Annotated in this window: 27 protein-coding genes; 20 read left to right on the plus strand and 7 right to left on the minus strand. The window is 43.9% G+C overall.

Annotation, left to right across the window (positions count from 1 at the left end; translation table 11 throughout):
• Positions 1 to 2 precede the first annotated feature (2 nt).
• The 7 genes from DEH07_04255 to flgB all read right to left on the minus strand — a co-directional run bounded on the left by DEH07_04255 (position 3) and on the right by flgB (position 5,931).
• Positions 3 to 1,334, minus strand: coding sequence for an EscN/YscN/HrcN family type III secretion system ATPase (locus DEH07_04255; GenBank protein ID HBY03748.1), 1,332 nt, complete (start codon positions 1,332 to 1,334; stop codon positions 3 to 5).
• On the minus strand, positions 1,327 to 2,046 hold the full coding sequence (locus DEH07_04260; protein HBY03749.1) for a flagellar biosynthesis protein: 720 nt from the start codon (positions 2,044 to 2,046) through the stop codon (positions 1,327 to 1,329). Before DEH07_04260 ends, DEH07_04255 begins: the two co-directional genes overlap by 8 nt.
• Positions 2,030 to 3,130 (minus strand): flagellar motor switch protein FliG, encoded by a 1,101-nt coding sequence (locus DEH07_04265; GenBank protein ID HBY03750.1) that lies wholly within the window; start codon positions 3,128 to 3,130, stop codon positions 2,030 to 2,032. The genes DEH07_04260 and DEH07_04265 overlap by 17 nt, the downstream gene beginning before the upstream one ends.
• Before the next feature lie 23 nt (positions 3,131 to 3,153).
• The gene (gene fliF / locus DEH07_04270; GenBank protein HBY03751.1) at positions 3,154 to 4,629 is read right to left on the minus strand and encodes a flagellar M-ring protein FliF; all 1,476 of its coding nucleotides are present in this window, start codon (positions 4,627 to 4,629) and stop codon (positions 3,154 to 3,156) included.
• A 111-nt stretch (positions 4,630 to 4,740) separates the two neighbouring features.
• On the minus strand, positions 4,741 to 5,028 hold the full coding sequence (locus DEH07_04275) for a flagellar hook-basal body complex protein FliE (GenBank protein HBY03752.1): 288 nt from the start codon (positions 5,026 to 5,028) through the stop codon (positions 4,741 to 4,743).
• 19 nt (positions 5,029 to 5,047) lie between these two features.
• Positions 5,048 to 5,479, minus strand: coding sequence for a flagellar basal body rod protein FlgC (gene flgC / locus DEH07_04280; GenBank protein ID HBY03753.1), 432 nt, complete (start codon positions 5,477 to 5,479; stop codon positions 5,048 to 5,050).
• 2 nt (positions 5,480 to 5,481) lie between these two features.
• Entirely contained in the window at positions 5,482 to 5,931 is a 450-nt protein-coding gene (gene flgB, locus DEH07_04285) for a flagellar basal body rod protein FlgB (protein HBY03754.1), read from the minus strand.
• Between the two features lie 681 nt (positions 5,932 to 6,612).
• On the opposite strand from flgB, the gene DEH07_04290 reads away from it, so the two are divergent.
• The 20 genes from DEH07_04290 to DEH07_04385 all read left to right on the plus strand — a co-directional run bounded on the left by DEH07_04290 (position 6,613) and on the right by DEH07_04385 (position 24,498).
• Positions 6,613 to 7,368, plus strand: coding sequence for a chemotaxis protein MotB (locus DEH07_04290; GenBank protein ID HBY03755.1), 756 nt, complete (start codon positions 6,613 to 6,615; stop codon positions 7,366 to 7,368).
• A gap of 14 nt (positions 7,369 to 7,382) precedes the next feature.
• Positions 7,383 to 8,162 carry a flagellar motor protein gene (locus tag DEH07_04295; GenBank protein HBY03756.1) on the plus strand — a complete coding sequence of 260 codons (780 nt, stop codon included), beginning with the start codon at positions 7,383 to 7,385 and terminating at the stop codon, positions 8,160 to 8,162.
• 85 nt (positions 8,163 to 8,247) lie between these two features.
• Positions 8,248 to 8,559 (plus strand): flagellar biosynthesis anti-sigma factor FlgM, encoded by a 312-nt coding sequence (gene flgM, locus DEH07_04300; protein ID HBY03757.1) that lies wholly within the window; start codon positions 8,248 to 8,250, stop codon positions 8,557 to 8,559.
• A 13-nt stretch (positions 8,560 to 8,572) separates the two neighbouring features.
• Positions 8,573 to 9,019 carry a hypothetical protein gene (locus DEH07_04305; GenBank protein HBY03758.1) on the plus strand — a complete coding sequence of 149 codons (447 nt, stop codon included), beginning with the start codon at positions 8,573 to 8,575 and terminating at the stop codon, positions 9,017 to 9,019.
• 31 nt (positions 9,020 to 9,050) lie between these two features.
• Complete coding sequence (gene flgK, locus DEH07_04310; protein HBY03759.1) at positions 9,051 to 10,385, plus strand: flagellar hook-associated protein FlgK; 1,335 nt, start codon at positions 9,051 to 9,053, stop codon at positions 10,383 to 10,385.
• 18 nt (positions 10,386 to 10,403) lie between these two features.
• Positions 10,404 to 11,309, plus strand: coding sequence for a hypothetical protein (locus DEH07_04315; protein HBY03760.1), 906 nt, complete (start codon positions 10,404 to 10,406; stop codon positions 11,307 to 11,309).
• 236 nt (positions 11,310 to 11,545) lie between these two features.
• Positions 11,546 to 12,343, plus strand: a complete 798-nt coding sequence (locus DEH07_04320) for a flagellin (GenBank protein ID HBY03761.1) — start codon at positions 11,546 to 11,548, stop codon at positions 12,341 to 12,343.
• 106 nt (positions 12,344 to 12,449) lie between these two features.
• Positions 12,450 to 12,818, plus strand: coding sequence for a hypothetical protein (locus tag DEH07_04325; GenBank protein HBY03762.1), 369 nt, complete (start codon positions 12,450 to 12,452; stop codon positions 12,816 to 12,818).
• Between the two features lie 17 nt (positions 12,819 to 12,835).
• The gene (locus DEH07_04330; GenBank protein ID HBY03763.1) at positions 12,836 to 14,551 is read left to right on the plus strand and encodes a hypothetical protein; all 1,716 of its coding nucleotides are present in this window, start codon (positions 12,836 to 12,838) and stop codon (positions 14,549 to 14,551) included.
• 69 nt (positions 14,552 to 14,620) lie between these two features.
• Positions 14,621 to 14,995 carry a flagellar export chaperone FliS gene (fliS, locus tag DEH07_04335; GenBank protein HBY03764.1) on the plus strand — a complete coding sequence of 125 codons (375 nt, stop codon included), beginning with the start codon at positions 14,621 to 14,623 and terminating at the stop codon, positions 14,993 to 14,995.
• A gap of 2 nt (positions 14,996 to 14,997) precedes the next feature.
• On the plus strand, positions 14,998 to 15,402 hold the full coding sequence (locus DEH07_04340; protein HBY03765.1) for a hypothetical protein: 405 nt from the start codon (positions 14,998 to 15,000) through the stop codon (positions 15,400 to 15,402).
• 11 nt (positions 15,403 to 15,413) lie between these two features.
• Positions 15,414 to 15,770: a hypothetical protein gene (locus tag DEH07_04345; GenBank protein HBY03766.1), complete on the plus strand. Its 357-nt coding sequence runs from the start codon at positions 15,414 to 15,416 to the stop codon at positions 15,768 to 15,770.
• A 30-nt stretch (positions 15,771 to 15,800) separates the two neighbouring features.
• Complete coding sequence (locus DEH07_04350) at positions 15,801 to 17,657, plus strand: hypothetical protein (GenBank protein ID HBY03767.1); 1,857 nt, start codon at positions 15,801 to 15,803, stop codon at positions 17,655 to 17,657.
• The gene (locus DEH07_04355) at positions 17,654 to 18,625 is read left to right on the plus strand and encodes an NAD-dependent dehydratase (GenBank protein ID HBY03768.1); all 972 of its coding nucleotides are present in this window, start codon (positions 17,654 to 17,656) and stop codon (positions 18,623 to 18,625) included. Before DEH07_04350 ends, DEH07_04355 begins: the two co-directional genes overlap by 4 nt.
• A 27-nt stretch (positions 18,626 to 18,652) precedes the next feature.
• The gene (locus tag DEH07_04360) at positions 18,653 to 19,798 is read left to right on the plus strand and encodes a LegC family aminotransferase (protein HBY03769.1); all 1,146 of its coding nucleotides are present in this window, start codon (positions 18,653 to 18,655) and stop codon (positions 19,796 to 19,798) included.
• Positions 19,785 to 20,465, plus strand: coding sequence for an acetyltransferase (locus DEH07_04365; GenBank protein ID HBY03770.1), 681 nt, complete (start codon positions 19,785 to 19,787; stop codon positions 20,463 to 20,465). The genes DEH07_04360 and DEH07_04365 overlap by 14 nt, the downstream gene beginning before the upstream one ends.
• Positions 20,453 to 21,643 carry a UDP-N-acetylglucosamine 2-epimerase (hydrolyzing) gene (gene neuC / locus DEH07_04370; protein ID HBY03771.1) on the plus strand — a complete coding sequence of 397 codons (1,191 nt, stop codon included), beginning with the start codon at positions 20,453 to 20,455 and terminating at the stop codon, positions 21,641 to 21,643. The genes DEH07_04365 and neuC overlap by 13 nt, the downstream gene beginning before the upstream one ends.
• 2 nt (positions 21,644 to 21,645) lie before the next feature.
• Positions 21,646 to 22,701, plus strand: coding sequence for an N-acetylneuraminate synthase (neuB, locus tag DEH07_04375; protein HBY03772.1), 1,056 nt, complete (start codon positions 21,646 to 21,648; stop codon positions 22,699 to 22,701).
• Between the two features lie 61 nt (positions 22,702 to 22,762).
• Entirely contained in the window at positions 22,763 to 23,752 is a 990-nt protein-coding gene (locus DEH07_04380) for a nucleotidyl transferase (GenBank protein ID HBY03773.1), read from the plus strand.
• Positions 23,753 to 23,757: 5 nt separating this feature from the next.
• The gene (locus DEH07_04385; GenBank protein HBY03774.1) at positions 23,758 to 24,498 is read left to right on the plus strand and encodes a CMP-N-acetlyneuraminic acid synthetase; all 741 of its coding nucleotides are present in this window, start codon (positions 23,758 to 23,760) and stop codon (positions 24,496 to 24,498) included.
• Positions 24,499 to 24,792 lie beyond the last annotated feature (294 nt).

Raw genomic sequence — 24,792 nt, forward strand, 5'->3', positions numbered from 1 at the left:
AATCACTCCGCTAGTTGTAAATTTTCCAACAAAGCCAAAGTATCTTTAAAAGCACAAAACTCTTCGGGACCCTGGCGAAGATAATTGATTATCTTTTCATAATTACGGATTGAAGCGTCTATTTTCTGATTTGAACCGCTCGCATAAGCGCCAATATTAATTAAGTCCTCTGTTTGCTTATATGTTGACAGCAGATCCCTCAAGCGACCAGCCATTTGTTGATGCCTTAAATTTGCCAAATCGGGCATCAGACGGCTTACACTTTGCAAAACATCAATAGGAGGATAATGATTATGGTTTGCCAATTCGCGTGTCAGTATTATATGTCCGTCTAAAATACTGCGAACGGTATCAGCAATAGGCTCGTTAAAATCATCACCCTCCACGAGTACGGTATAAAAAGCAGTGATAGAACCTCTTTCCCCAGTTCCGGTTCGCTCTAACAGCCTTGGTAAAAGCCCGAATACAGAGGGTGGGTACCCTTTTGTTGCAGGGGGTTCACCCACTGTTAGTCCTATTTCCCTTTGCGCCATTGCCAGACGCGTGACAGAATCCAGCAGCAGCAGCACATCCAGACCTTGTTCACGAAAGTACTCTGCAATAGCAATTGCCACGAATGCGGCCTTCAGGCGGACAAGGGCAGGTTGATCCGAGGTAGCAGCTACAACGACACTCCGTTTTAATCCCTCCTTTCCTAAATCGTGGGAGATGAAATCCCCGACCTCTCGCCCTCTTTCGCCAACCAGCGCAATTACATTGACTTGTGCTTTGGAATAACGGGCTATCATACCTAACAAAGTACTTTTACCTACACCGCTGCCGGAAAACAAACCTAACCTTTGTCCTTTGCCACAAGTCAATAATGAATCAATAGCTCTTATTCCTGTTGCTAAAACCTCATTTACCTGACGTCGGGCCAGGGGATTTGGCGGAAGGTTGTCCACCGGCCAAAAAATCCCGTCTTCGTCAAGCGGTTTTTCGTCAAGCGGCCGCCCGAGTCCGTTAAGAACACGGCCGCGAATATTATCTCCAATTTTAACAAGCAAAGGATGGCCTGTCGGAATTACAGGGCATCCCGGGTAAACACCTTTTAGGTCTCCAAGAGGCATTATTAAAGAGCTGCCTTCACGGAAACCGATTACCTCGGCAAGAACAGGCTGATCGAGATTAGGAACCTTAATATAACACAACTCACCTATAAAGGATGTTAAGCCCGTAGTTTCAATAAGCAGCCCGGTGACCTTTTTGACCAAACCGCATGCTCTAATCAATTGAGCTTTTTTAATTCGCTCGCGATAATACCTTAAATTTACTGACGGAATACTTTTAAACATCTATGTACCCTTTAACCAGATTCGTTTTTAAAACTTCCCATCGATTATCTAACGTCGCATCAACTTCTTCTCTCGACGTCCTGATTTTTAAGCCACCTTGTTTTATGGAGGGTTCAGTTAATATATTTAACTTAGCGCCACCTGGAAGCCTCTTTAAGATATCTTCCCGGTTTTTCTGGAATATATCAAAATCCTGCGCGTTGACCATTAAATCTACCCGCTCTTTATCAGAGACTGCTCCGATTGCTTCTTTGGCAATCTCATATACTGTCTCGGGTTCAACGGTTAATTGCTTGTTGACGATTCTTTCGGCAATTTCACAGGAAAGAAGAACTATTTCCTCTTCCATCCCTTCAAAAGTTTTTCGTTTGATTTCATGAGCCTCTTTTAAAAGATGGAGCGCCTTCTGACGGATTTCTTCAGCTTCCTGATTAGCTTTTTCCAGACTTTCCCGGTAACCTGCCTGGGAACCTTCCATTTTCGCCTGGGAGAAAATTTCCTCCGCTTCTATACGGGCTTTTTCGAGAATTCTACCTGCTTCTTCGTTCGCATATAAAACAGAACCCGAATTATGGCTGGTGATTTCTCCCGCAACACTCCCTATGGGCGCCGTGTATTCTTGTTCGCTCGTATTGTTTTCACATATTAAACAAACCTTGCGGACTTGTGATATCATTGGTCTTCTAATTATCTTGTTAGATGATAATGACATCCTCGCCACCCCTTGAAATAATTATTTCTCCGCTTTCTTCCAAAACCCGAATAATCTTGACAATTTTAGCCTGTGCTTCTTCGACCTGCTTTAAGCGCACCGGTCCCATAAAATCAAGCTCCTCTTTCAACATTTCGCCGGCTCTCTTAGATTGATTGTTATAGATACAATTACGCACTTCATCACTGGATCCCCGTAAGGCCAAGGCTAAATCCTTACCGTCAACTTCCCTTAGAACCCGCTGTATTGAAATGTCATCCAACTTAACGATATCTTCAAAAACAAACAGCTTTTTCCTGATCGCGTCCGCCAGTTCCGGAGCTTTGGTTTCCAGTTCTTCCAGTATTGTTTTTTCAGTATTTCGATCGCTCATATTTAATATTTCAACTATTGAAGGAATGCCCCCAATAACCGTCTGACCTTGTTTAACGACTGACGCCAAACGGGTTTCCAATACTTTCTCAACTTCCCTGACGACTTCAGGATTAGAACGATCCATAACCGCTATACGGCGGGCAATATCGCTTTGCATTTCCTTTGGCAGGGACGACAAAATTTGAGCGGCTTTTTCTGGCTCCAGATAAGACAAAATCATAGCTATAGTTTGAGGGTGCTCATCTCTTATAAAATTAAACAGATAGAGGGGATCCGTTTTACGCAAACTGGCAAAAGGAATTGTCTTTGATTCCCAGGTCAATTTTTTTATTATCTCCTGAGCACGCTGGTGCCCGACCGTCTTTTCCAATAACTCCTGTGCGTATTTAGTGCCCCCCGTGATAATGAAACTTTTAGCTTGCTTTAACTCCTTAAATTCTTCAAGTACACTTTCACGGACAGATTTGGGTATCTTACCCAGTTTCGTTATAGCTTCTGTTATACGTTCAATATCTTCCTGATAAAAATCGTATTTTAGAATCTGACTGGAGAGATCAGAACCCATAGAAATAAGAACGATTGCCGCCTTCTGCAAAGGGGTTAACCTTCTGGCGGCGCTTTTATCCGGCCTCGCTTCTTCAATGTTTCTTGGAGCCGCTTTCCCGCTTAAAACCAGACCGGGTTCAGCATCTTCAAGTGATTTTTCCATAAGTCTTCACCTTTACAATTCCTTTACTGATTTTCCGCCAGCCATACCTTTATTATTTCCGCCACTTCAGCTGGTTGTTGTTTTGCCAGGTAGCGCACCTTATCTTCCACAGTAGGTTGTACAGGTATTTCTCTAACTTCCATTTCCTGAATAGGCCGTAGTTCTTCAATTTCCATGTCCCTGCCCTGGTATATTCTGTTTAAAATGGTTTTAATTAGAATGAACAGAACAGCTATCCCGGCCAACCCCGCAATACCCGTGATAATTAATTTTTGCTGCTGTTCTTTCTTTTGCGCCGCTTCCTGCCGGGCCATTTCAGCTTCTGCCTCCTGTTCGGACGTCTTATCAAAGGCAAGAGTGCTAATCGTCAACTGATCACCCCGGCTCTGATTCAAACCCGCAGCAGAACTCACAACATCGGTAATCTGCTGCTCAACGTCCTGGGAAAGGCGTGTATCAACCGCTACGGCAATTGACAGACGCTGTAAATTTCCAACTGCCGGGTATATCTTTTCCTGCCTGCTTATCGGCTGGTAATTACGTATTGTTTCAATACGCGGGGTCACGCCGTTTTGTGCCTCCTGATTAACCTGTATATTGCTTGCGGTTTCGTCGTTTTGTGTCTGCTGATTAACCTGTGAATTACTTTCCGTTCCTGGGACACCGGACGCCTCAGAAGACGAGGTATTTTCTTTGATCAACTGTTCACTAACTATAGGACCCTGCTGATATGTATCCGCTTGTATCTCCTGTTTGCTGAAATCAAGATCGGCCGTGACCATAACCACTGTTTTGCCCAATCCAAAAATTTTCTCCAGCATTGCCTGGATACGTTTTTCCAGAGCGTTTTCGTAAGAGGTTTTAACCTGGTACTGCTCCATCATACCCCCGGCAATAGAGCTTTTTTCTTCTACATCTAAAACATTTCCATTTGTATCGACAACATGAACATTTTCAGGTTTGAGGCCTTCCACGCTTCCTACCGTCAGGTCGGCAATCCCTTTGATCTGGTTAGGTTTTAACACTACCATTGGTTTTAACTTCAATACTATGGAAGCGGAAGATGGAGTCTCCTGTTCAATAAAAACTGACTTCTGAGGGAGAACCAGGTGAACTCTTGCCTGCTCAACCTCGTCTAACTGAGTTATCGTCCTTCTAAGTTCTTCTTGTAAAGCCCGTTGGTACTGTACCTGCTGCTCAAAGTCCGTTATACCCAGCTTGGTCTGATCAAAAAGCTCAAAGCCTTCTCCTTGACCGAGAGCCCCACTGCTGGCCAGTCCAATTCTTATTTCGTAAACCTGCTTTTCCGGCACGAGAATTGTTCTTCCTTGATCGCTTAAACGGTAGGGTACTTTTTGTTCTTTTAATTTTTCAACCATTGATCCGGCTTCAGCAGAATCAAGTCCGGTGAACAAAGGAGCATAAGTTATGTGGTTCAGCAAAAAATAGATTAATAATATACAAAAGATCACTCCTGCGCCAACTGCAGCTATTAACATCCTGCGTTTTGGCTGCAGGGTCTGCCAGCCTTTACTTGCTTCTGAAGGTAAATTTGCCCAGTTTATTTAAAACACTTCCCTTCTAACGGCAGAGGCGGGAACACATTTAAATTACACTGACATCCTTGAAACTTCTTGATAAGCTTCAATTACCTTATTTCGAATTTCTACTGCCAACTCCAGGGTAATTTTAGACTCCTGCGCAGCGATCAGAACCTGGTGGATATCCTGAATATTTCCTGATAAGAATTGTTTAGTCACTTCTCCTGTTTTTAACTGCGATTCATTTACTTTTTCAATCTGTTCTAATAATAACTGTCCGAAAGACTGCGCGCTGTCTTTTTGCGCCGGTTCAACTATAGGTATTACAGAGGAAGCAGAAATATTATTTACCTGCATAAAGAGAAAACCTCCTTTTTTACTTGCTCAATTCCAGAGCTTTCTGATCCATGGTTTTTGCTGCTTCCAAAGTCATCAAGTTCGCTTCATATGCCCTCGATGCAGTGATTAGATCGATCATCTCGTTGGCTGCATTAATGTTTGGATAAGCTACAATACCCTGCTGATCAGCTTCAGGATTATTTGGTTCATACGCAAGCCTCGGAGGACTTTGATCCTCCCAAACAGAACTTACTTTAACCCCGGCATCCTCAATTTTATAATTTCCATTATTATCTTTTTTTAATTGAAATTTCTCCTCAAAAACAGGAGCCTTTCTTTTATATGGCCCTCCGGCACTTGTTCTGGAAGTGTTTATATTTGCTAAATTAGCGGCAATCAGATTCAGGCGCATTTTCTCCGCTGCCAAACCAGACTCGCTTATTTTAAAACTCATAAAGTTTAAACTCATTATTAGCGCCCCCTTATAACGTAGCTAAGTTGTTGAAAACTACCACTTAACCTCTGTATGACCAGATTGTATTGAATTGTGTTTGCAGACAATACTGTCATTTCATGTTCCAAGTTAACGTTATTTAAATCCGCACGCATTTTAGAGGTATCATCTTTTTCGACAAAAGGCTCCATTTTTTTCGGGTCCGGAATATTACTGAAATGATTATCAAGCGAAGTTTCCAGATTTACCTTGTCCGAATTCAGGGCATCCTGCAGACAATCCTCAAATCGCAAGTTAAGGCTTTTATAACCCGGAGTACTAATGTTGGCTATATTTTGAGCTATTAACTTTTGCCGCATGGTTTCTACGTCAAGGTATTTTGCCAGCAGAGTAATATTTTCATTTTCAAACAAAGACACTATATAACTCACTCCTTTGCAGTTAAATATTAAAACACCGAAATACAACTTCTTCTTTCTGGTGCTTTTATCATTTTATCCCATAATTACCAGTACCAGATATGACAAATGCTGTTATATATATCTCTTGTTTCCACTCAAAAACATGATGCGCTTAATTAACTTGTTTCCGTATCAAAAATGTTATAAGCATTACAATCGGAAGACTGCTAAAAAGAGTGACAACTAGCCACAAGCCATCAGCCAGCAGCCAGAAGTTTTATTGTAAATGAGAAATGTTTCTATATTTATAATTCAATTCCTAATATTCCATGGTCATTATTACAGATAAAAACATATTATCTTATTTTTTTACATATTTTTTATTCACCACAAAGAAGGATTTTCCTCTATCGAAATTTGTAGTATTTTGTAATATATTGTCGAATCTAAATAATTTTTTTATCCTGCCCTAACCTATCCGCCAATATTTTACAAATAAAGGTGTTGGTGCACCGCGAAAAACCAACTAATAATGTCCAATTGTTATAAATGTGTAATAATTTGGCTTTAGTGTATTTTCATATTATCTGATATTTTTGTCAAGTCCTAAAATTCGAATTCGTACATCGGATCGCAAAAAAATTTCTCTTCTTAATTTAAACCTTTTTTATAAGGTCCTACAGCATTGAGTGGAAAAAGCCGATGTTAAAAGCGAGGTATTTTTCCCTGAAAGCGGCGTGATTAATGATGAGGGCAAGGAAAAGTCATGAAAGCCACGGAAGTTCTGAACGCTGGCTGATTACCTATGCTGATTTGATTACTCTGTTGATGATTTTTTTTATAGTTTTGTACTCTTTAGGACAATTGGACCTCGAGAAATTTAAATATTTGTCGCAATCATTAAGTCAGGCTATGGGAGGAGGCGGAATGATTCTGATGAACGGCGGCCCTTCAGCTTCACCTGGGAAGTCAGGTTCAAGACCACCCACGCCCGAAAATGATCAGCAGGATTCGATGACTTTATCGGATATCCAGGAAGAACTGACCGATTATATCGAAAAAAGCAATCTTCAATTAAAAGTTTCGGTGTCCAGCGAGGACAGAGGGATTGTAATAAGTTTTCAGGAAGAGGTTTTATTTGTAATCGGTTCTTCCGAACTAACCCAGCAGGCAGGGAAAATAATCAGCCAAATGGCGCCTATGCTGCGTAAAGTCCCTAACTATATCAGGGTAGAAGGGCACACCTGCAACTTACCCATCCACAGCCCGGTCTACCCATCCAACTGGGAACTGTCATCCGCCCGTGCCACTACAGTCGTTAAGGAATTAATCAACGAACACTCGTTTCCGCCACAAAGGCTTTCAGCCTCAGCTTACGGTGAATACAGGCCCAGGGTCCCTAACGACACAGAAGCGCACCGTCAAATGAACCGGCGGGTTGACATAGTAATTTTACGGAATGAATACCAGGTATTGGAGCCAGGATCATCGACTAATAAATAAAGGAGAATCAAATCTTGGACCCTACTATTCTTATCGGGACACTCGGGGCAATTGTATTCTTAGTCGGCGGTTTCCTGTTGGAAGGGGGCCACGCAGGCGCGCTTATGCAAAAAACAGCCGCTATGATTGTTTTTGGAGGTACAATAGGAGCAACCATAGCAAGCTTCTCAATGAAAGAAATAAAAACGATCCCCGGCCTGTTCAAGATCGTCCTGACTCAAAAAGTACCCGAACCAAGCGAAGTGATTGAAAAAATCGTTGAACTGGCCGAAGTTTCCCGAAGGGAAGGTTTATTGCAGTTGGAAAACAGGCTTTCCGAAATAGATGACCCTTTTCTGCGAAAAGGATTGCAGCTCCTTGTAGACGGCAATGACCCGGAGCTTGTTAAGAATACGCTTGAGGTTGAAATTTACGCCACCGAAGAACGCCACCAGACAGGCAAACAAATTTTTGAGGCAGCCGGCGGTTATGCGCCTACTATGGGAATCATCGGGACAGTGATGGGTTTGGTTCACGTGCTGGGCCAATTGAGTACGCCTGACGAACTCGGTCCGGCCATTGCAGTAGCATTTATTGCCACCCTGTACGGTGTAGGAAGCGCAAACGTTATCTGGCTTCCTATCGCAACAAAACTGAGCGGCCTCAGTAAAAAAGAGATTCTCATCAGGCAATTGATGATGGAAGGAGTTATCTCACTTCAAGCCGGTTATAATCCCACACTAATCAGAGACCGGCTGTCAGGTTTTCTTAAACCCTCAAACAGGAAAAAGGAAATTAAAACTAAAGAAGAATAAAAAATATTTCTCAAAAGGCCTAAAGTGATATTTTTTCTGTGCCGAATAGATAAAAAGGAGAAAAAATAACTTTGGGGTGGTTGTAATGAAGATAAACGAAAGCAGCAACACTCAAAAACTCTTAGAAATATACCGCAGCGAATTAAAACAGGGTAAAAACCTTAAGGCTAAAAAAGACACCAGTACTGAAGAGGAAAACAGCTTGCTTGATATCTCACCGGAAGCAAGAGAAATACAATCTTTTCATCAAAAACTAAACAACCTTTCAGATGTGCGTCAGGAATTAATTGAAAGTATTCAGCAGAAAATTGAAGATGGGTCCTTTGAAATAGATGAAGAAAAAATCATTAATGGACTTTCTGAGGAAATAAACTCCATGAAAAATCAAAAGCGTTAAGGGAAGAGCTGAAATGTCCAACAGACAGCTTTCACTTGAGGAAATTTTAGACCTGGAACTTATCCTGGCCAAGAAACTTGTCAGTGCAGCCGGAACACAACAGCATGCTCTTCGGGAAGGCAATTTAAAAGAACTGAACAAGGTCAATAATTTTATATTGGAAACCAATGAAAAAATGGTTTTTTTAAACTTGAAAAAGACGGAGTATTTAAGCCAGGGTAAGGAAAACCCCTACGAAGAAAAAGCGGAAGTGGCTCAGCTTAAAAAAAATATTGTCAACCTGGTACAGCAGTTGAAGGAAAAATTTGAGATAAATGCTTTGCTCAGCCAAAACGGTATTAACTTCCATCACCAAATCCTATCCATACTTTGCTCACCGGATCAGCAAAAAGTATACAATACCAAAGGAAAAGTAAAAGAAAACCTTCAGGTTAATCAGATGATTGACAGGGTTTTTTAGGATTCAATAACACCATATAGGAGAATGTCTTATGTCCGGGACTTTTTCGGGTCTGGAAATAATCCGCCGCAGCCTGTCAACTTACCAGCAGGCTGTGGAAACAACCCAAAATAATATTGCAAACGCAAATACGGAAGGTTATTCACGCCAGAGGGTTGTTCTTTCAGCCACGGGAACATCTTTGCCGCCTTCCCTGAGCAAGGAACAAATAAACGCAGGAGTGGAAATAAAGAGTATTCAGCGAATGCGGGACGATTTTCTCGATCCCCAGCTTAGAGCCAATCTTTCCGAAATTGGATACTGGGAAGAAATGGAATCTGAATTGGCTAAAGTAGGATATCTTTTCACAGATACGACAGGTACTGGGGTTAGCTCACTTTTAACAGAGTTCTGGAACTCCTGGCAAGAATTGAGCAGCAACCCTCAAGAATCCTCAGCCCGTCAGAATATAACCCATACCGCAGCTACTTTAACCAGTTATCTTAACTATCTCACTTCCCAAATGGAAACTGCCCACACTGAAATTGAGAGTTCTTTAGCTTCCAAGGTCTCAGAGATGAACGAACTTGCAGCCAGCTTGGCTGACGTCAACCAGGCGTTAAAAAAATGTGTGACTGCAGAAAACAATACTTTAATGGACCAAAGGGACCACCTGCTTGATGAGATGTCCAGGCTTTCTGACATTACAATTACTTTTAACGATAATAACACGGCGACCGTAGTTGCCTATGGAAAAACAATCGTTGAAGGGCAGGATGCTGATCCCCTGTTAGAGAGTGATCTGTCATCGGGAAAAGGGGAGTTGGGCGGCCTTCTGGCAGCAAAACAATCTGTTGAAGACTATCAGGACAAAATGAATTTGTTTATTCAGACACTGGCTGACAAGGTAAATGAAATCCATGAAGACGGATATACTCTAAACGATGAACAGGGCGTGGCTTTCTTTACTGTACAGGATACAGCCGCTGGAAACAAAGAGATTTCGGTCAACGAGGATATTTTAAATGACCCGAATAATATTGCGGCTGCCCAGGAAAGTTCCTCCCCCAGTGACGGCAGAAACGCGATGGCCATAGCCGGTATAAATAACACAGCCGGTTATGCGGAATTAGGTAACAACAGCCTGGCGGGTTATTACAGCCAACTGATCACAACAATTGGCTCAGACCAAGATCAGGCCGGTAAAAACGCTGATTTTTTTAATTCCATCGGCCTGCAGTTTGAAGCCCAGCGCCAGTCCCTCTCCGGTGTTTCCATAGACGAGGAACTCACTATGTTGATGCAGTACCAGTTTACTTACCAGGCATTGTCAAAGGCGATGAGTATTTTTGATGACATGCTGGATACGTTGATCAACCGGACTTAGCAGGAAGGGGTATTAAAAATGCGTGTTTCAAATAACATGACAGTTTTAAACACAATCAGCAATTTACAGCAAAGCATCCGGGAAATAGCCGGTTTACAGCAGGAGATTTCTTCCGGGCAAAAAATGCGGCAAATCAGCGACGATCCTGCTAACCTCTGGAAAGTAATTTCGATACGACAAAATCTGGCCAGCCAGGATCAGTACGGCGGCAACATAGAAGACGGGATTTCATGGTTAAATGAAGCTGACAGTGCTTTCGACAGCGCCAATCAGATAATGCAAAGCGCAATTGACGCCGCTCTTTCAGCCAGCAGCACAGGCCATAATTCTTCGGATTTTGAAACCTATGCCTTAAAAGTTGACAATTTGATCGATCAGCTGGTTATTGTTGCCAACACTCAAGTTCAAGGCAGATATATTTTTAGCAACAGTAAAGGGAAACAGCCCTTTATAAGGCAAGACCCGGGAGGAGGGGAAGAAGTGAACGTCAACCCTTCCATCACAGATACAATATTCTATGAGTCGACAAGGGAGGTTCTGCCCCAGGTTAGCGAAACTGTTAGTTTCAACGGTCAGTCGCTTTTTATTGACAGCGATGTCTTCACACACCTTTTTGACCTTAAGGATGCCTTGAAGGCGAATGATTCCTCAGCTGTAAACGCACAAATAGAAAACCTGACCGATGATCAAGATCTCTTTATCCAGTCCCGCTCAGAAGCAGGTACTCAAATTAACCGCCTGGAGATGATTAAAACTTTTATAGAAGATCAAAATGCAGTACTGCAAAATACTCTAGCCGGCCTCCAGAGTACTGATTTAGAAATGGCAACAACCGAACTGGCTTCACGCATGCTCACTTATCAGGCTGCCTTGTCCTGCACCGCTAAAGTCTTACAGATAAGTTTATTAGATTATTTAAGTTAACAACGAATATAACAAGCACTTTCCGAAGACCTAAAAGGTCTTCTTCTTTTTTTTAAAGAAAATAATTTTAATTTTCTATGTCAGATAACCTGCAGGACCCTTAAGTTTCTCAATATTTTTACCGATTTTATACACAAATAAAAGTTTTTGTGCCTTTCTAAACGGCCGTAAAAAGGCACGAAAATCAACACTTTACCTAAAGGAGGGAAAAAAGAGTGTACATTTACGATAACACAATGGCGCTAAACGCAACTAAAAATCTGAATGTTACCCAGGGAAACATCTCCAAGAATCTGGAAAGACTCTCTTCCGGTTTGCGGATCAACTCAGCCGCAGATGATGCCGCTGGGCTTGCTATTTCGGAAAAAATGACTGCACAATTAAAAGGGATGGCAAGAGCTGAGTTAAACGCCCAGGACGCTATCTCGCTGGTCCAGACCGGAGAGAACGCCCTTGCTAACATAAACGGTATTTTTGACCGTTTAATAGACCTGGCCACCGAAGCAGCCACAAACAGTTTAAATAATACAGACCGGCAAAAGATAGTTGCCGAGTACAGCGCTTTAAAAGCAGAGATCAACCAGATAGCGGGCAATGTTAACTTTAACAGCGTTAATCTGTTAAGCGGCGGCTTTTCAGCCGGGAAAGTTTTCCAGATCGGAGCCCAGGCAGCTGAGAAAATGACTATCGCCATAGGCAGAGCAGCCTTTTCAGCTATTTGTACGGGAGGCACGCTTTCACTGGGTACTGTAACCGGGGCAAATGCAGCTATTACCAAGATACAGAACACCATTGAGAAACTGGCCAGCCGCAGGGCAAATCTCGGCTCTTATCAAAACCGTCTGGAACAGTCCATTGAGAATCTGCAAAGTATGCAAACGAACCTGACCACGTCTCAAGCCAGGATTCGTGACTTGGATATGGCCAAGGAAATGACTGATTACTCAAGAAACCAAATCCTGCAGCAAACCGGTATTGCCATGTTAGCTCAAGCCAACCAGATACCCTCGCAAATATTGTCTTTAATGAAATAATTATCAACCTTTCGCTTAGGACGGCCGGCAGATTTTGGCTGGCCGTCCTTCCTGCAAGGGTAAACTCTGCTGATAGTCCTCCGTAGTTCAAAAGGGATGATGGTTTATGAAAATAAAAGATGTGAACGCTATCCCGGCTGTTAATGATACGGCTTCACAGCAGGATCTAAAGCCGGTTCAAAAAAATTTGCAGGTTAAAAATGAAAAGGAACCAAATTCAGACAAAAACGAGACAGCGGAAGATAAAATCAAAATATTTAAAGCCGACACCGATACTTTAAATAAGCTGGCAGTCTTTCTCGATTACGATTTGCGTTTTAAGATCCATAAAGCTACCAATCAGTTAATAGTGCAGGTCGTCGATCCAACCACTTATCCGGAAAAAATAATCAAAGAAATTCCCGAGGAAAAATTTCTTGATATACTGGCCCAATTAAAAAATGCCGTGGGAACATTCATGGATGATTATGTGTAAAAAAGGAAGTATAAGTCATGTCAACTGTTAAGATTACAGGAATTAGTTCCGGCCTTGATACAGACAGCATAATTAAGGGATTAATGGCTGTTGAAAAACTGCCATTAACCAATATGCAAACAAAAGTGGGAACTTTAACAGCAAAAAAGAATGCCTGGGGAGAAATCAACACCAAGCTTTTGTCTTTAAAGAATATACTTTCGGAGTTAAGCTCTTCCAGTTCCTTTTTGGGCAGAACCGCTCAGGTTAGTAATGCTTCTGTGGCCGGTGCTGCGGCTGGAAGCACTTCCATCCCGGGAACCTACCATCTAAACATCATCAGCACAGCTACGGGAACCAAAACGCAAAGCGCCGGGACACTCGGCCAGCCCATCAATACCAGCGCTGCCTTAAACAGCAGCGACGCTGGTTTTGCCATTACTCCCACCAGCGGAACCTTTACAATCAACAACTACGCCTTTACGCTGGATGCCGCCAATGATAGTCTGGCCGATGTAATCGGCCAGATCAATGGACAGTCGGCGGCAACCGGAGTTACCGCAAGTTACTTAAACGACCGTCTGGTTTTGACCAGCAACGATCCAGACAGCCTGAAACTTGGCCAGGGCGCCGATACAAGCAACTTTCTTACCGCCACACGCCTTTTGGCCGCCCCGGCAGAAGGAAGCGGGCCTTATTCGAAAACCAGCCAGGCAAACCTGGGAATGACCAAAACAGATGTAATTTTGGATAATTCACGTTTGAAGAACGGACTTCTTTCCACAACCAGCGGCAGTTTTACAATAAACGGCGTGTCTATAGATTACGACACTACGACCGGCTCCTTGAACAATGTAATAAACCGGATAAATAGTTCTGATGCGGGAGTTTACGCCAGTTATGATCCCTTGGCAGATAAAATAGCGCTTAAATCAAGCGAAACCGGCAGCATCGGCATATCTTTATCAGATACAAGCGGAAACCTTCTAGCCACCTTGGATATATTAAACGCTCAACAGGATCTGGGCGCTAACGCTGCCTTTTCAATATCAGAAATTAACGGAGGGGCAACTTTCTACAGCACTTCGAACAAGGTTTCCGATATTATTCCCGGATTAGACATTACACTTTTGACAGCAGGGGAAACAAGCATAGAAGTAAAGTCTGATTCCGAATCAACACTGAGCAAAGTTAATGAATTTATCAGTCAATATAATGATACCATCAGTTTGATCAATTCCAACCTTGCCAAAACTGGAACATTAAGCGGGGACATATCTTTGCAGTACCTTCAACGATCACTTGGAAACATAATAAGAAGCACCGTTCAGGGAGCTTCTGAAAGTCTTAATAAGCTGTCCCAGGCCGGAATAACAGTTGATTATAAAACAGGAAAATTAGTTTTAGATGAAAACAAATTTGAATCAGTTCTAGAAAATAATCCGCTTGCCCTGGGCAACCTGTTTGAAGATAGTGATTACGGCATCGCCGCTAAATTAACGACAGCGATAGATCGCCAGATCAATGACGGGAACGGGCTTATCCCAGCCCACCAGAAAGCTTACGAAAAACAGATTAAAAGTTTAAATGAAGCAATTGAAGACATGAATGAACGTCTGGAAATACGGCAGCAGCAATTAGAAAGCAAGTTCAGTGAAATGGAACAGCTCTTAAACGAATTTAATTCAACCAGTACATGGCTGGAAAGCCAGATTTCAGTATTAAACAACAGCTATAAAAAGAGTTCAAGCTAACCGGAGCATGGCCGAAAAGCCAATTAACGTTAAACGGTAATTAAAAGGCAACTCAAGGGGGACATTAGAATGATCAATGAACAAGTGGCTGCTTACGCTCAGAATAACATTATTACAGCCCCGCCTGAAAAACTGGTCCTCATGCTCTATGAGGGAGCTTTAAGTTTAATTGACCAGGCAAAAGAAACTATCGAAAAGGGTGAAATAACCAGAACAAACTACCTTTTAAACCGAAGCCAAAAAATTATCAACGAATTACGGGCAAGTTTAAACTTTGAGGCCGGCGACTTCGCCATTAACCTTGAAAGATTATATGAATATATACATTTCCGGCTCATTCAGGCAAACATTAAAAAAGATGCCTCAATCTTAAGTGAGATAAGCGAACTGCTCACTGAAATAAAGGATGCCTGGGCCAAAGGCGTCTGTAAAATGAGGGTGTAAAGGTGATTTATATAGATGAGGGAATAATCTCAAAACAGAAAAACGCCTATTCTGATCTTAAGGATTTAATTCTTTTAACGGAAAACGAAATAAAAAGAGATAACTGGGCAAAAGCTTCGCAGTTGTGGCGGACTGAAGCAGAAATAAAAGAGAGAATTAAGCGCTTGAGCCCGGTTAAGAATAGCTCTTCCCTGTCAACGTCTTCCGTAACCAAAGAAGAGCTCTCGGGGCTTATTACTGATATAAAAGAAGTTAAAGAGAAAATAGACGCAATGATATGTTTAATGAACAACTGCCTTGCAAAAGAGAAACAAGACCGGATGGTACTTCAAAAGACAAGAGTTACGATAAATGCTTATAAAAGACACTTTATACCCTCCCCCAGATTTATCCAAAAAAAGTTTTAGGAGGCAAAAGAATGGCTGGTTACACACCAGACGATTTATTATTAAATGATGATGAGTTATACAAATCTGCAGTTGATTATCTGCCGAAGCTGTCCAAGGGTCTTATGGCTATAGCGGAATTGATGCATAGCGGAAACGATGCTGACGGAGCTTACTTTTTTATTAATGCTACGGAAGGGCTGCGCTGGCTGGATGGGTTTCTGAGAAATATAACATCATCTGATTATAAACAAACAGAAGAACTGGGCGGTTATTTAAGCAGTCTGCTTGACGCATGGGAAAATGGAGATTACGTTATGATTGGCGATTTGCTGGAGTACGAACTCGTGCCTTTTGTGGAACAAGTAAACACACGCATCCTGTCGTAGTCTAAAAAACTTGGCCTGAAGGAAAAAGTAATGTGCAACTTATCTAAAAATCTTTCCGCTTTAAAAAACAGATACCCTGATCTGGAAGACAGGTTATCACAGACCACACCTCTTGGCGAAGTGGCGCCGGCAAAAAACGGACTGCCTACCATAAGAGTATCTCATAATGAGAAGGTCCACCACCTGCACAGCGCCTATGATCCGGTAAGGGAAGCTGCCCGGTGGGCACAAAATATCTGCGCCGCGGAAGACGACACACTGCTTGTCTGTGGAATTGGCCTGGGTTATCACCTTAACAGACTGAGTATGTTATACCCCAAAGCCAGAATAGTGGCTATGGAACCGGACCTGTCAACTTTTAAAACCGCCTTAAAGGAAGTTGACCTCACTCCCTTGATCAACAAAGAAAATATTGTTTTATACTTTGGCGCTGAAAAAAGTGAAATTAGCAAACTGGTTGGAAATCATTTGAACATCTATCAGCCTGAAAAAATTAAGTCTTTAGCCTATTTCCCGGTACTCCGCAGTTCCGGAGACAATATTAAAGAACTGGAAAACGCCGTCAGCTCAATTATTGCTGACCATATCTTAAACTCCAATACTATAATTCGATTTTCTTACGACTGGACAGACAATTTTTTATATAACCTGCCTGTAACCATCCAGTCCCCGGATGTCAGCGTTCTTTGCGGGCCGTTAAAGGGAGTTCCCGGCATTATTGTGGCTGCCGGGCCATCCCTTGATAAAAACATACACCTTCTCAAAGAAATAAAAAACAAGGCGGTTATCATTGCTGCAGGAACAGCTTTTAAAGCGGTGTTAAGCATTGGAATAGAACCGGATCTGGTCGTCACTGTTGACGGGGGAGAACCTAATGCAGCTAATTTTGAGAATGTCGAGGCTAAAGACGCAGTTCTAATCTTTTCTCCCGAGACCTATAAAAGCATTCCGGTCAACTTTAAAGGGCCGAAAATTGTAGGCGCTTATAATCCCTACTTTATGTCATGGTTAAATAATTACATTAAGGAAGAGAAAACCTTTCTAAAAAGCGGTCCCTCAGTGGCTAATGTTACTTTTGACCTTGCTGTAAAAGCAGGTCTTGACCCAATTATTTTTATCGGACAGGACCTGGCCTACACAGGCGGCAAAACACATTCACAAAGGACAATCTACGAAGGCCGCACTGTTTCAGGCAACGAACAGTTGGTTGAAGTAGAGGGATACGGAGGAAACAAAAAAGTTGAAACAAACCATTCCATGGCCTGCTTTTTACATTGGTACGAAGAGCAGATCCCTCAGATAAACGATAGAGTAAAAATAATCAACGCTACCGAAGGCGGGGCCAGAATTCCCGGCACTGAAGAAATGCCCTTTAATGAAGCAATAGACAGATACCTGACAAAGGAGTACCCTATTGGCGAAACAATAAAGAAACTGGCTGTAAAAAAAGATATTCCTCTTGATGTGATCAAGAAAATATGTTTTGATTTAAAGGAAACAAAAAAAAGTGTGAGCAAAGTAAAAAAGTACGCCTATTCAGGACTGCAGCTATCGCAAAAGCTGAACGAGCTTTACGGCATAAGTGAAATGCCGTCCCTTCAGAAGATAGACCTGTTAAAAGACAAATTAAAAAAAATAGACCAAAAAATATTTATGCAGCAAAAAGCTTTCCCCTGGCTGGAAGCGATTTTTTCACCTGCCTATCAGAAATTCGCCCGTGTTGAAGAAGAAGATACTGTTGAACATATAGAGAAAGTAAAAAATATAATCGAGCAGTCCTGCGCTTTTTATACAGATCTTAACATGGCTGCGGGAAAAATTGAAGAATGGATAGGCAGGTCTTTAGATACTTTGACATGTAAAAAATCGAAAGGGGTATTTCTTTGAAAATTTTAGTAACCGGAGCAGGCGGTTTTATAGGCTCTCACTTGTGCGAAGAATTGGTTAAGCAAGGGCACAACGTAAGAGCCTTAATTCATTATAACTCCCGCAACAACTGGGGGTGGCTGGAAAGCAGCCCCTTCATCAGCAATATGGAAATCGTCTCTGGTAATGTCAGAGATTATGACAGTGTAAAAAAATGTTTGAAAGAAGTTGATCTTGTTTTCCATCTGGCAGCATTAATTGGTATCCCTTACTCCTATGTATCACCGCTTGCATATATAAAAACCAACCTCGAAGGCACATACAACATATGTCAGGCTGCTGCTGAACTGGACACGAAAAAAGTGGTTATCACTTCAACTTCCGAGGTTTACGGAACGGCCAGATATGTACCTATAGATGAGGATCATCCGCTCCAAGCACAGTCTCCCTACTCCGCCACGAAGATCGCCGCCGACCAGTTGGGTTTAAGCTACTACCGGTCATTCGGTCTTCCCATCAGTATAGTAAGGCCTTTCAATACTTACGGACCGCGGCAGTCCACACGCGCCATCATCCCGACAATCATAACCCAGATCCTTGGTGAAGAAAAAGCAGTCCGCCTGGGAAGCCTCACACCTACAAGAGATTTAAACTTTGTCCGGAATACGGTAAAAGGAATGATCAGTGTGGGATTTTCAGAAAAATGCACAGGAGAAATAGTTAATCTGGGCAGCGGCAGTGAAATTTCAATCGGAGACCTCGTTAAGCTTATCGAAAAAATTTCCGGTATAAAAACAGAAATTGAAATTGACCCCCCGAGAATAAGGCCGGAGGCCAGTGAAGTGGAAAGGCTGCTTTGTGACAACAAAAAGGCGTTTGCCCTGACAGGCTGGAAACCGCAGCTTACACTGGAAGAAGGACTCAGGACAACAATCGAATGGTTTGCGCAAAACACCCGGCAGTACAAATCAGGACTGTACACCGTGTAAATAAACACACCAACAGGAGGAGCTTCCTTGCCTGAGATTAAAATTCCGCTCGACTGGCCCAATATCGGTGAACTGGAAAAAAAATATCTGCTTGAAGCTATAGACAGCGGATTCGTTTCCAGTTCAGGACCTTTGATTGCAGAATTTGAAGCGCGTTTTGCCTCTTTTATTTCGGCAGAGCATGCCGTGGCGGTATCCAGCGGCACGTGCGGGCTTCACTTGGCCCTGCGGCTTTTGGGAATCGGCCCCGGAGATGAAGTAATTGTTCCCTCCCTGACGTTCATTGCCACGGTCAATCCTGTTACCTATGTCGGGGCCACGCCTGTAGTTGTAGATGTAACGCCGGATACTTGGACACTGGATCCTGTTAAGACCAAAGAGGCGATAACCCCGCGTACAAAAGCCATTATCCCCGTCCACCTTTACGGTAATCCCGCTGATCTCAATTCCATCTCCAACCTGGCCAACAACTACGGAATATATGTTATCGAAGACGCTGCCGAATCCCTGGGAGCAACTTTTTCCGGAAAAATGACGGGCACATTCGGACACATTGGGGTATTCAGCTTTAACGGCAATAAGGTTATCACAACCGGCAGCGGCGGGATGATTGTCACTGGTGATTCCAAACTAGCGGAACGGGCGAGGGTTTTAGTCAATCAGGGCAGGGAAAAAGAGCAGATGGAATATCTGCATACCGAAATCGGCTATAACTACCGTCTAACTAACCTGCAGGCAGCGCTTGGGCTGGCCCAGTTGGAACGCCTGCCTCAATTTTTAAAAGCCAAAAAAAATATATCAGATATTTACCACAACATGCTTGACTCCCTCCCCGGCGTTATATTCCAGAAGGAACTCCCGGAAGCCCGGAGCAGTTGGTGGCTGACGTCAGTATTAATTGATCCGGAAGAATTCGGCGAGAAAAAAACTGCGCTTATGAAAAGACTCATCTCCTGTGGCATACAGGTCAGGCCGTTTTTTGTTCCGATGCACAGGCAGCCATGTTTTTTAGAAATGTACCTACAGAAAAACAGTATCGCCGACGAACTATATAACAGGGGTATTAATTTACCCAGCGCTACTTTTTTAACTGACGAATCTGTAAGGGAAGTCTGTGATTCAATTGCCCTTGTATCGAAAGCAATCAATATATCAGGAGATGCCTATGGATAAAAAACCGATCGTGATCATCGGGGCGGGTTGCCACGCAAGGGTGGTCGTTGAAATAATCCTCCTGACAAAAAAATTCAAACCGGTTGGCTGCGTTGACCCTCAACCAGAAAACATCCTGACAAGAGATGAGCTACCCTATCTCGGCGATGACAGCGTTCTTGAAAGCCTCTCCGATAAATTCCTCAAATATGCCGCCATGGGCATGGCGGGCTTTAACAACCTGAAAAGAAGAACCCTTTATGAATACTGCCTGTCCAAAGGTTTTAATTTTCCCGTTTTCAAGCACCCGGGTTCAATAATCTCACGGACTGCAAGGCTTGGTCCGGCTACCGTGGTAATGGCCGGGTCAGTTATCAATCCCCGCGCTGTTATAGAAGAAAATGTGATCATCAACTCCGGGGCTATAGTCGAACACGATTGTTTAATCGGACATTCGGCGCAAGTAGGGCCGGGAGCCGTTCTCTGCGGAAACGTAACAGTAAGAGAAAAAGCATTTATCGGCGCAGGCGCCCGGATAATCCAGGGGATCACTATCGGGGAAAGCGCTCTGATCGGCGCCGGGGCGGTTGTTACAAAAGACATACCTGCGGGTGTAACCGTTTTTGGCAATCCTGCGGTAATTGTCCAAAATCCTTCCAGAGGTGTTAAGGCAGTTTGCGCAGGATAATAGCTTTTTCCTCAACGAGGGCCGATTACGGCCTGTTAAAACCAATCCTGAAAAGGATTTCGGACAGCCCTGGCCTCGAGCTCATCCTTATCGTATCCGGCGATCACCTGGCCTCATACAAGGGCGGCACAATTTCGGACATTAAGAAGGACGGTTTTGCCGTTGCCGAAACAGTCCCCTTTACACTAGATTCCGATAATCATGAATCCATCGCCAAGTCTCTCGGCGAGGCAACCGTTAAAATGGCCGCGGTAATCGGGAAATACAAGCCCGATTTTTTGCTTCTTTTGGGAGATCGCTACGAACTCCTTGCCCCCGCTTCCTGCGCCCTGATTTACAGAGTACCGCTCGCTCATATCGCCGGCGGCGAATCAACCGAGGGAGCGCTTGACGAACAGGTACGCCATGCCCTGACAAAGATGGCCCATCTTCATTTTGCTTCCACCTGGGAATATGGGCGCCGGATCAGGCAGATGGGCGAGGAAGCATGGCGGATTCACGTTGTCGGCTCAACCGGAATCGAAAACATTTACTCCTGTGATTATCTTTCACCGTCAGAAATAAAAAACAACTTCGGCATAGATCCCGAAACACCCACCCTGCTGATTACTTTTCACCCGGAAACAATTACCGGCGAAAATGATACGGAGGCTCAGGCGAAAGAAGTTGCGCTGGCCCTGGAGCAATTTCAGGAATACCAGCAGGTGATTACCTATCCCGGTCTGGAAGCAGGCTATCAGGCGGTAGTTCAAATCTGGCAGGATTACGCATTGAATAAAAACAATGTGCTGCTCAAACCAAGTCTGGGCTCACGGGGTTATCTCGGATTGATGCGGATTGCTTCAGCCGTGGTGGGTAATTCCTCAAGCGGCATTATCGAAGCGCCCAGCTTTCACGTTCCAACCGTCAATATAGGTAACCGTCAGAAGGGCAGGATCAGGGCGGAAAGCATCCTGGACGTAAACTGCCGCAAGAAAGACATTGTAAAAGGCCTGCGAAAAGCTTTAACTGATCCGGTATTTCGCGCCGGTCTGCTCCAAACAGTCAACCCTTACGACCCCTTTCAAGACGGAAAGGCGAGTGAAAAAATTATCAGCGTACTTGAACAAATTCCGCTTGGGAGAACTCTTTTAGAAAAGCGCCTTGATTTCCCAGGCCCCGATGAGGTGAGTCTCTAATAATGATTAAAAAGAGCAGGGTTTTTATCATCGCCGAAGCAGGCGTAAATCATAACGGCAGCCTGGACCTGGCTATGCAGATGGTCGATCTTGCCTGTAAAAGCGGAGCGGATGCAGTTAAATTTCAGACCTTTCAAGCCGAAAAAATAGTCACCTCTTTCGCAGAAAGGGCCCAGTACCAGCAAAAGAACATGTCCCATAAAGTTGAAAGCCAGTTGGAAATGCTTAAAAAGCTCGAACTAAGCTTTGATGATTTCAGAAAGCTGAGAGAATATTGCGACCGGCGCGGGATTGCTTTCCTCTCTTCCCCTTTTGACCTGGAAAGTGTTGATTTTCTGGATGGATTAAACCTGGACTGCTTCAAGATTCCCTCCGGAGAAATAACGAATTTGCCGTTATTGCGCCGGATTGGCGGAAAAAAAAAGAAAGTGATCCTGTCTACGGGGATGTCAACTTTGGAAGAAGTTGAAAAAGCCGTCCAAATACTCAAAGGTCCGGGCACCGGGGAAATTACTTTGCTGCACTGCACTTCCAATTACCCAACGCCTCCCGAAGAAGTTAACTTAAAAGCTATGCTCACTCTCAAACAGACGTTCGGCCTGCCTGTAGGTTATTCAGATCACACCATGGGATACGCTGTCCCGATTGCTGCGGTAGCCATGGGAGCCGAAGTAATTGAAAAACATTTTACATTAAGCCGCAAAATGGAGGGCCCTGACCATAAATGTTCCCTGGAACCGGACGAATTAAATAATATGGTGGCAGTTATCCGCCTGGTCGAAAAAAGCCTTGGAAACGGTTTCAAAGCCCCGGTCCCCGACGAAATAAAGACCGCCGCCGCAGCCAGACGCAGCATCGTTTCCAGCAAAAACATCCCGGCCGGCGAAAGAATTACAGAAAACTGCCTGGCGGCAAAACGGCCGGGAACGGGAATATCGCCAATGCTCTGGGATTCTGTAATCGGGCGTAAAGCGTCCGTTGATATACCTGCGGAAACAGTGCTGACCTGGGAAATGGTTGAGGATTCCGAAAGAGGGTGCATATGTGGCCTGGCATAAAAGGGATTTAAAAAAGATTACCGCCCTGCCGGAAGAAAAGCTTTCCGAAGTCCTGCCGCGCATGGATAAGGCAGGTATGCAGGTACTCCTGGTGACCGATTGCGAACGGCGCCTGGTGGGAATAATTACCGATGGGGATATCCGCCGGGCTCTTCTACGCGGGGTTAATATGGATGTCTGCGTGAGCGAAATCATGGGCAAAAACCCTAAAACCATTAAAGCCGGAACCGACCTGGGCGTTGCCCGCAAACTGATGCTCGACCATGATATCCGGCATGTCCCTCTTCTTGACGACCAGCAGCGGGTAGTCGATCTTCTCCTCTGCAGAGACGTCTTTGGCAACCGCAGGGAAAAACGGACAGAAAAAGTAATCATCATGGCTGGCGGGATGGGCGCCAGGCTGGATCCATTTACAAAAATTCTGCCCAAACCGATGATCCCTCTCGGGGACAAGCCTATCGTCGAAGTAATTATGGAGAAATTCCACGGCCAGGGTTTTGCTGATTTCACGATCAGTCTGGGCTATAAAGCGGATATAGTGCGGCTTTATTTCGCAGAAAACAACGGCCGCAAATATAAGATAGGCTTTGTCCAGGAAAAGGAGCCTCTGGGCACAGCAGGCGCTCTGGGACTGTTGAACGGGGACTTCAATGATACTTTTATTGTTTCCAACTGCGACATTATCGTGGAAACAGATTATGGAGAACTCTTGAGGTATCACCGGGAGCATGGAAACGCACTGACCATCCTTGGAGCATTGCGAAAATTCACCATACCTTACGGCGTTTTAAAGGTGGATGACGACAACCTTCAAAATATCAACGAAAAACCAAACTTCCACTTCCTGGTCAACAGCGGGGTTTATGTCCTGGAACCGGAGGTCCTGGATTTTGTTTCAAAGGGAAAAACACTGCAAATGCCTGACCTGATCGACATGGCCAAGGAAAAGGGGCTGAAAGTTGGTGTTTTCCCCCACCATGGTGAATGGTTTGACATCGGACAATGGGAAGAATACCGCCAGACTCTGCGTGCTTTTGAACTTACGGGGTGATTAAAATTTACCAGGACAAAAAAATCCTCGGAGTTATCCCAGCCCGTGCGGGATCAAAAGGGATTCCCGGAAAAAACATCAAGCCTCTGGCCGGCAAACCGCTGATTGTCCATACAATTAAAGCCGCTCTGGCCAGCAGCGTTTTTGATTTTCTGCTTGTTTCCACCGACAGCGAAGATATAGCGGCAGTTTCTCTTTCAGCGGGAGCCGAAGCGCCTTTCTTACGGCCTGCCGAACTGGCCACAGACAGCGCAAAAAGCAGCGACGTAATGCGGCACGCAATGGCCTGGTACGAAAACCGGGGAGAAAAATTCGACTGGGTGGCCATCCTTCAGCCAACCAGCCCCTTGCGATCCCCTGAAGATATCGTTAATTCCTGCAAGCTGATGATTGAACGCCACGCTAAAGCGATAGTCTCCGTCTGCGAAACTACCCACCACCCCTGGTTGAGCAATACCCTCCCGGACAACCACTGCCTGGAATATTTCATCCGTCCCGAAGCAAACCAGCCCCGCCAGCAGCTTCCTGCTTTTTACCAGTTAAACGGCGCCATCTACCTGATCCAATGGGACTATTTTCTTAAAAATGATTCCTTCTACGGACCGCAGACATATGCTTACATAATGCCGAAAGATCGCTCGGTAGATATTGACACCCCGCTGGACTTTGCTCTGGCCGATGTTTTATTGGCGGGGAAGGGGAAGGAGCGGCCCCCCCCCCCTTTTTTTCGCTCCCCCGCCCCATAGGGGGCCCCCCTCCCCGTAGGAAAACATCCCGCACGGGCGGGGAAACGAATTTCGGTAATTTTAAGAAAAAACTATTTTTGTTTTTTTTGCTTTTTTTTTTTGTGGTTTTTTTTTAATTTTAGGGGGGGGAAAAAATAAACTAAAAAAAAAAAAAATCCCCAATGGGGGGGGCGGGGGAAAAAATAAAAAAAAAAAAAAAAAAAAAAAAAAAAGGGGGAAAAGTAAATTTAAAAATAAAAGGGGGGAAAAAAATTTTTATAAAAAAAATAAAAAAAAAAAAAAAAAAAAAAAAAA

This window comes from Desulfotomaculum sp. (genome assembly GCA_003513005.1).
Taxonomy (GTDB): Bacteria; Bacillota; Desulfotomaculia; order Desulfotomaculales; family Nap2-2B; genus 46-80.

What these genes read in the sequence shown, in the direction of transcription:
- fliF (HBY03751.1), bottom strand. Translation starts at nt 4,629, where the DNA reads ATGTTAATAGCTGCAGTTGGCGCAGGAGTGATCTTTTGTATATTATTA.
- DEH07_04265 (HBY03750.1), bottom strand. Translation starts at nt 3,130, where the DNA reads ATGGAAAAATCACTTGAAGATGCTGAACCCGGTCTGGTTTTAAGCGGG.
- DEH07_04320 (HBY03761.1), top strand. Translation starts at nt 11,546, where the DNA reads ATGGCGCTAAACGCAACTAAAAATCTGAATGTTACCCAGGGAAACATC.
- DEH07_04305 (HBY03758.1), top strand. Translation starts at nt 8,573, where the DNA reads ATGTCCAACAGACAGCTTTCACTTGAGGAAATTTTAGACCTGGAACTT.
- neuB (HBY03772.1), top strand. Translation starts at nt 21,646, where the DNA reads ATGATTAAAAAGAGCAGGGTTTTTATCATCGCCGAAGCAGGCGTAAAT.
- DEH07_04330 (HBY03763.1), top strand. Translation starts at nt 12,836, where the DNA reads ATGTCAACTGTTAAGATTACAGGAATTAGTTCCGGCCTTGATACAGAC.
- flgM (HBY03757.1), top strand. Translation starts at nt 8,248, where the DNA reads ATGAAGATAAACGAAAGCAGCAACACTCAAAAACTCTTAGAAATATAC.
- flgC (HBY03753.1), bottom strand. Translation starts at nt 5,479, where the DNA reads ATGAGTTTAAACTTTATGAGTTTTAAAATAAGCGAGTCTGGTTTGGCA.
- DEH07_04325 (HBY03762.1), top strand. Translation starts at nt 12,450, where the DNA reads ATGAAAATAAAAGATGTGAACGCTATCCCGGCTGTTAATGATACGGCT.
- DEH07_04365 (HBY03770.1), top strand. Translation starts at nt 19,785, where the DNA reads ATGCCTATGGATAAAAAACCGATCGTGATCATCGGGGCGGGTTGCCAC.
- DEH07_04315 (HBY03760.1), top strand. Translation starts at nt 10,404, where the DNA reads ATGCGTGTTTCAAATAACATGACAGTTTTAAACACAATCAGCAATTTA.
- DEH07_04380 (HBY03773.1), top strand. Translation starts at nt 22,763, where the DNA reads ATGGATAAGGCAGGTATGCAGGTACTCCTGGTGACCGATTGCGAACGG.
- DEH07_04345 (HBY03766.1), top strand. Translation starts at nt 15,414, where the DNA reads ATGGCTGGTTACACACCAGACGATTTATTATTAAATGATGATGAGTTA.
- DEH07_04350 (HBY03767.1), top strand. Translation starts at nt 15,801, where the DNA reads ATGTGCAACTTATCTAAAAATCTTTCCGCTTTAAAAAACAGATACCCT.
- flgK (HBY03759.1), top strand. Translation starts at nt 9,051, where the DNA reads ATGTCCGGGACTTTTTCGGGTCTGGAAATAATCCGCCGCAGCCTGTCA.
- DEH07_04290 (HBY03755.1), top strand. Translation starts at nt 6,613, where the DNA reads ATGAGGGCAAGGAAAAGTCATGAAAGCCACGGAAGTTCTGAACGCTGG.
- DEH07_04275 (HBY03752.1), bottom strand. Translation starts at nt 5,028, where the DNA reads ATGCAGGTAAATAATATTTCTGCTTCCTCTGTAATACCTATAGTTGAA.
- fliS (HBY03764.1), top strand. Translation starts at nt 14,621, where the DNA reads ATGATCAATGAACAAGTGGCTGCTTACGCTCAGAATAACATTATTACA.
- DEH07_04255 (HBY03748.1), bottom strand. Translation starts at nt 1,334, where the DNA reads ATGTTTAAAAGTATTCCGTCAGTAAATTTAAGGTATTATCGCGAGCGA.
- DEH07_04260 (HBY03749.1), bottom strand. Translation starts at nt 2,046, where the DNA reads ATGTCATTATCATCTAACAAGATAATTAGAAGACCAATGATATCACAA.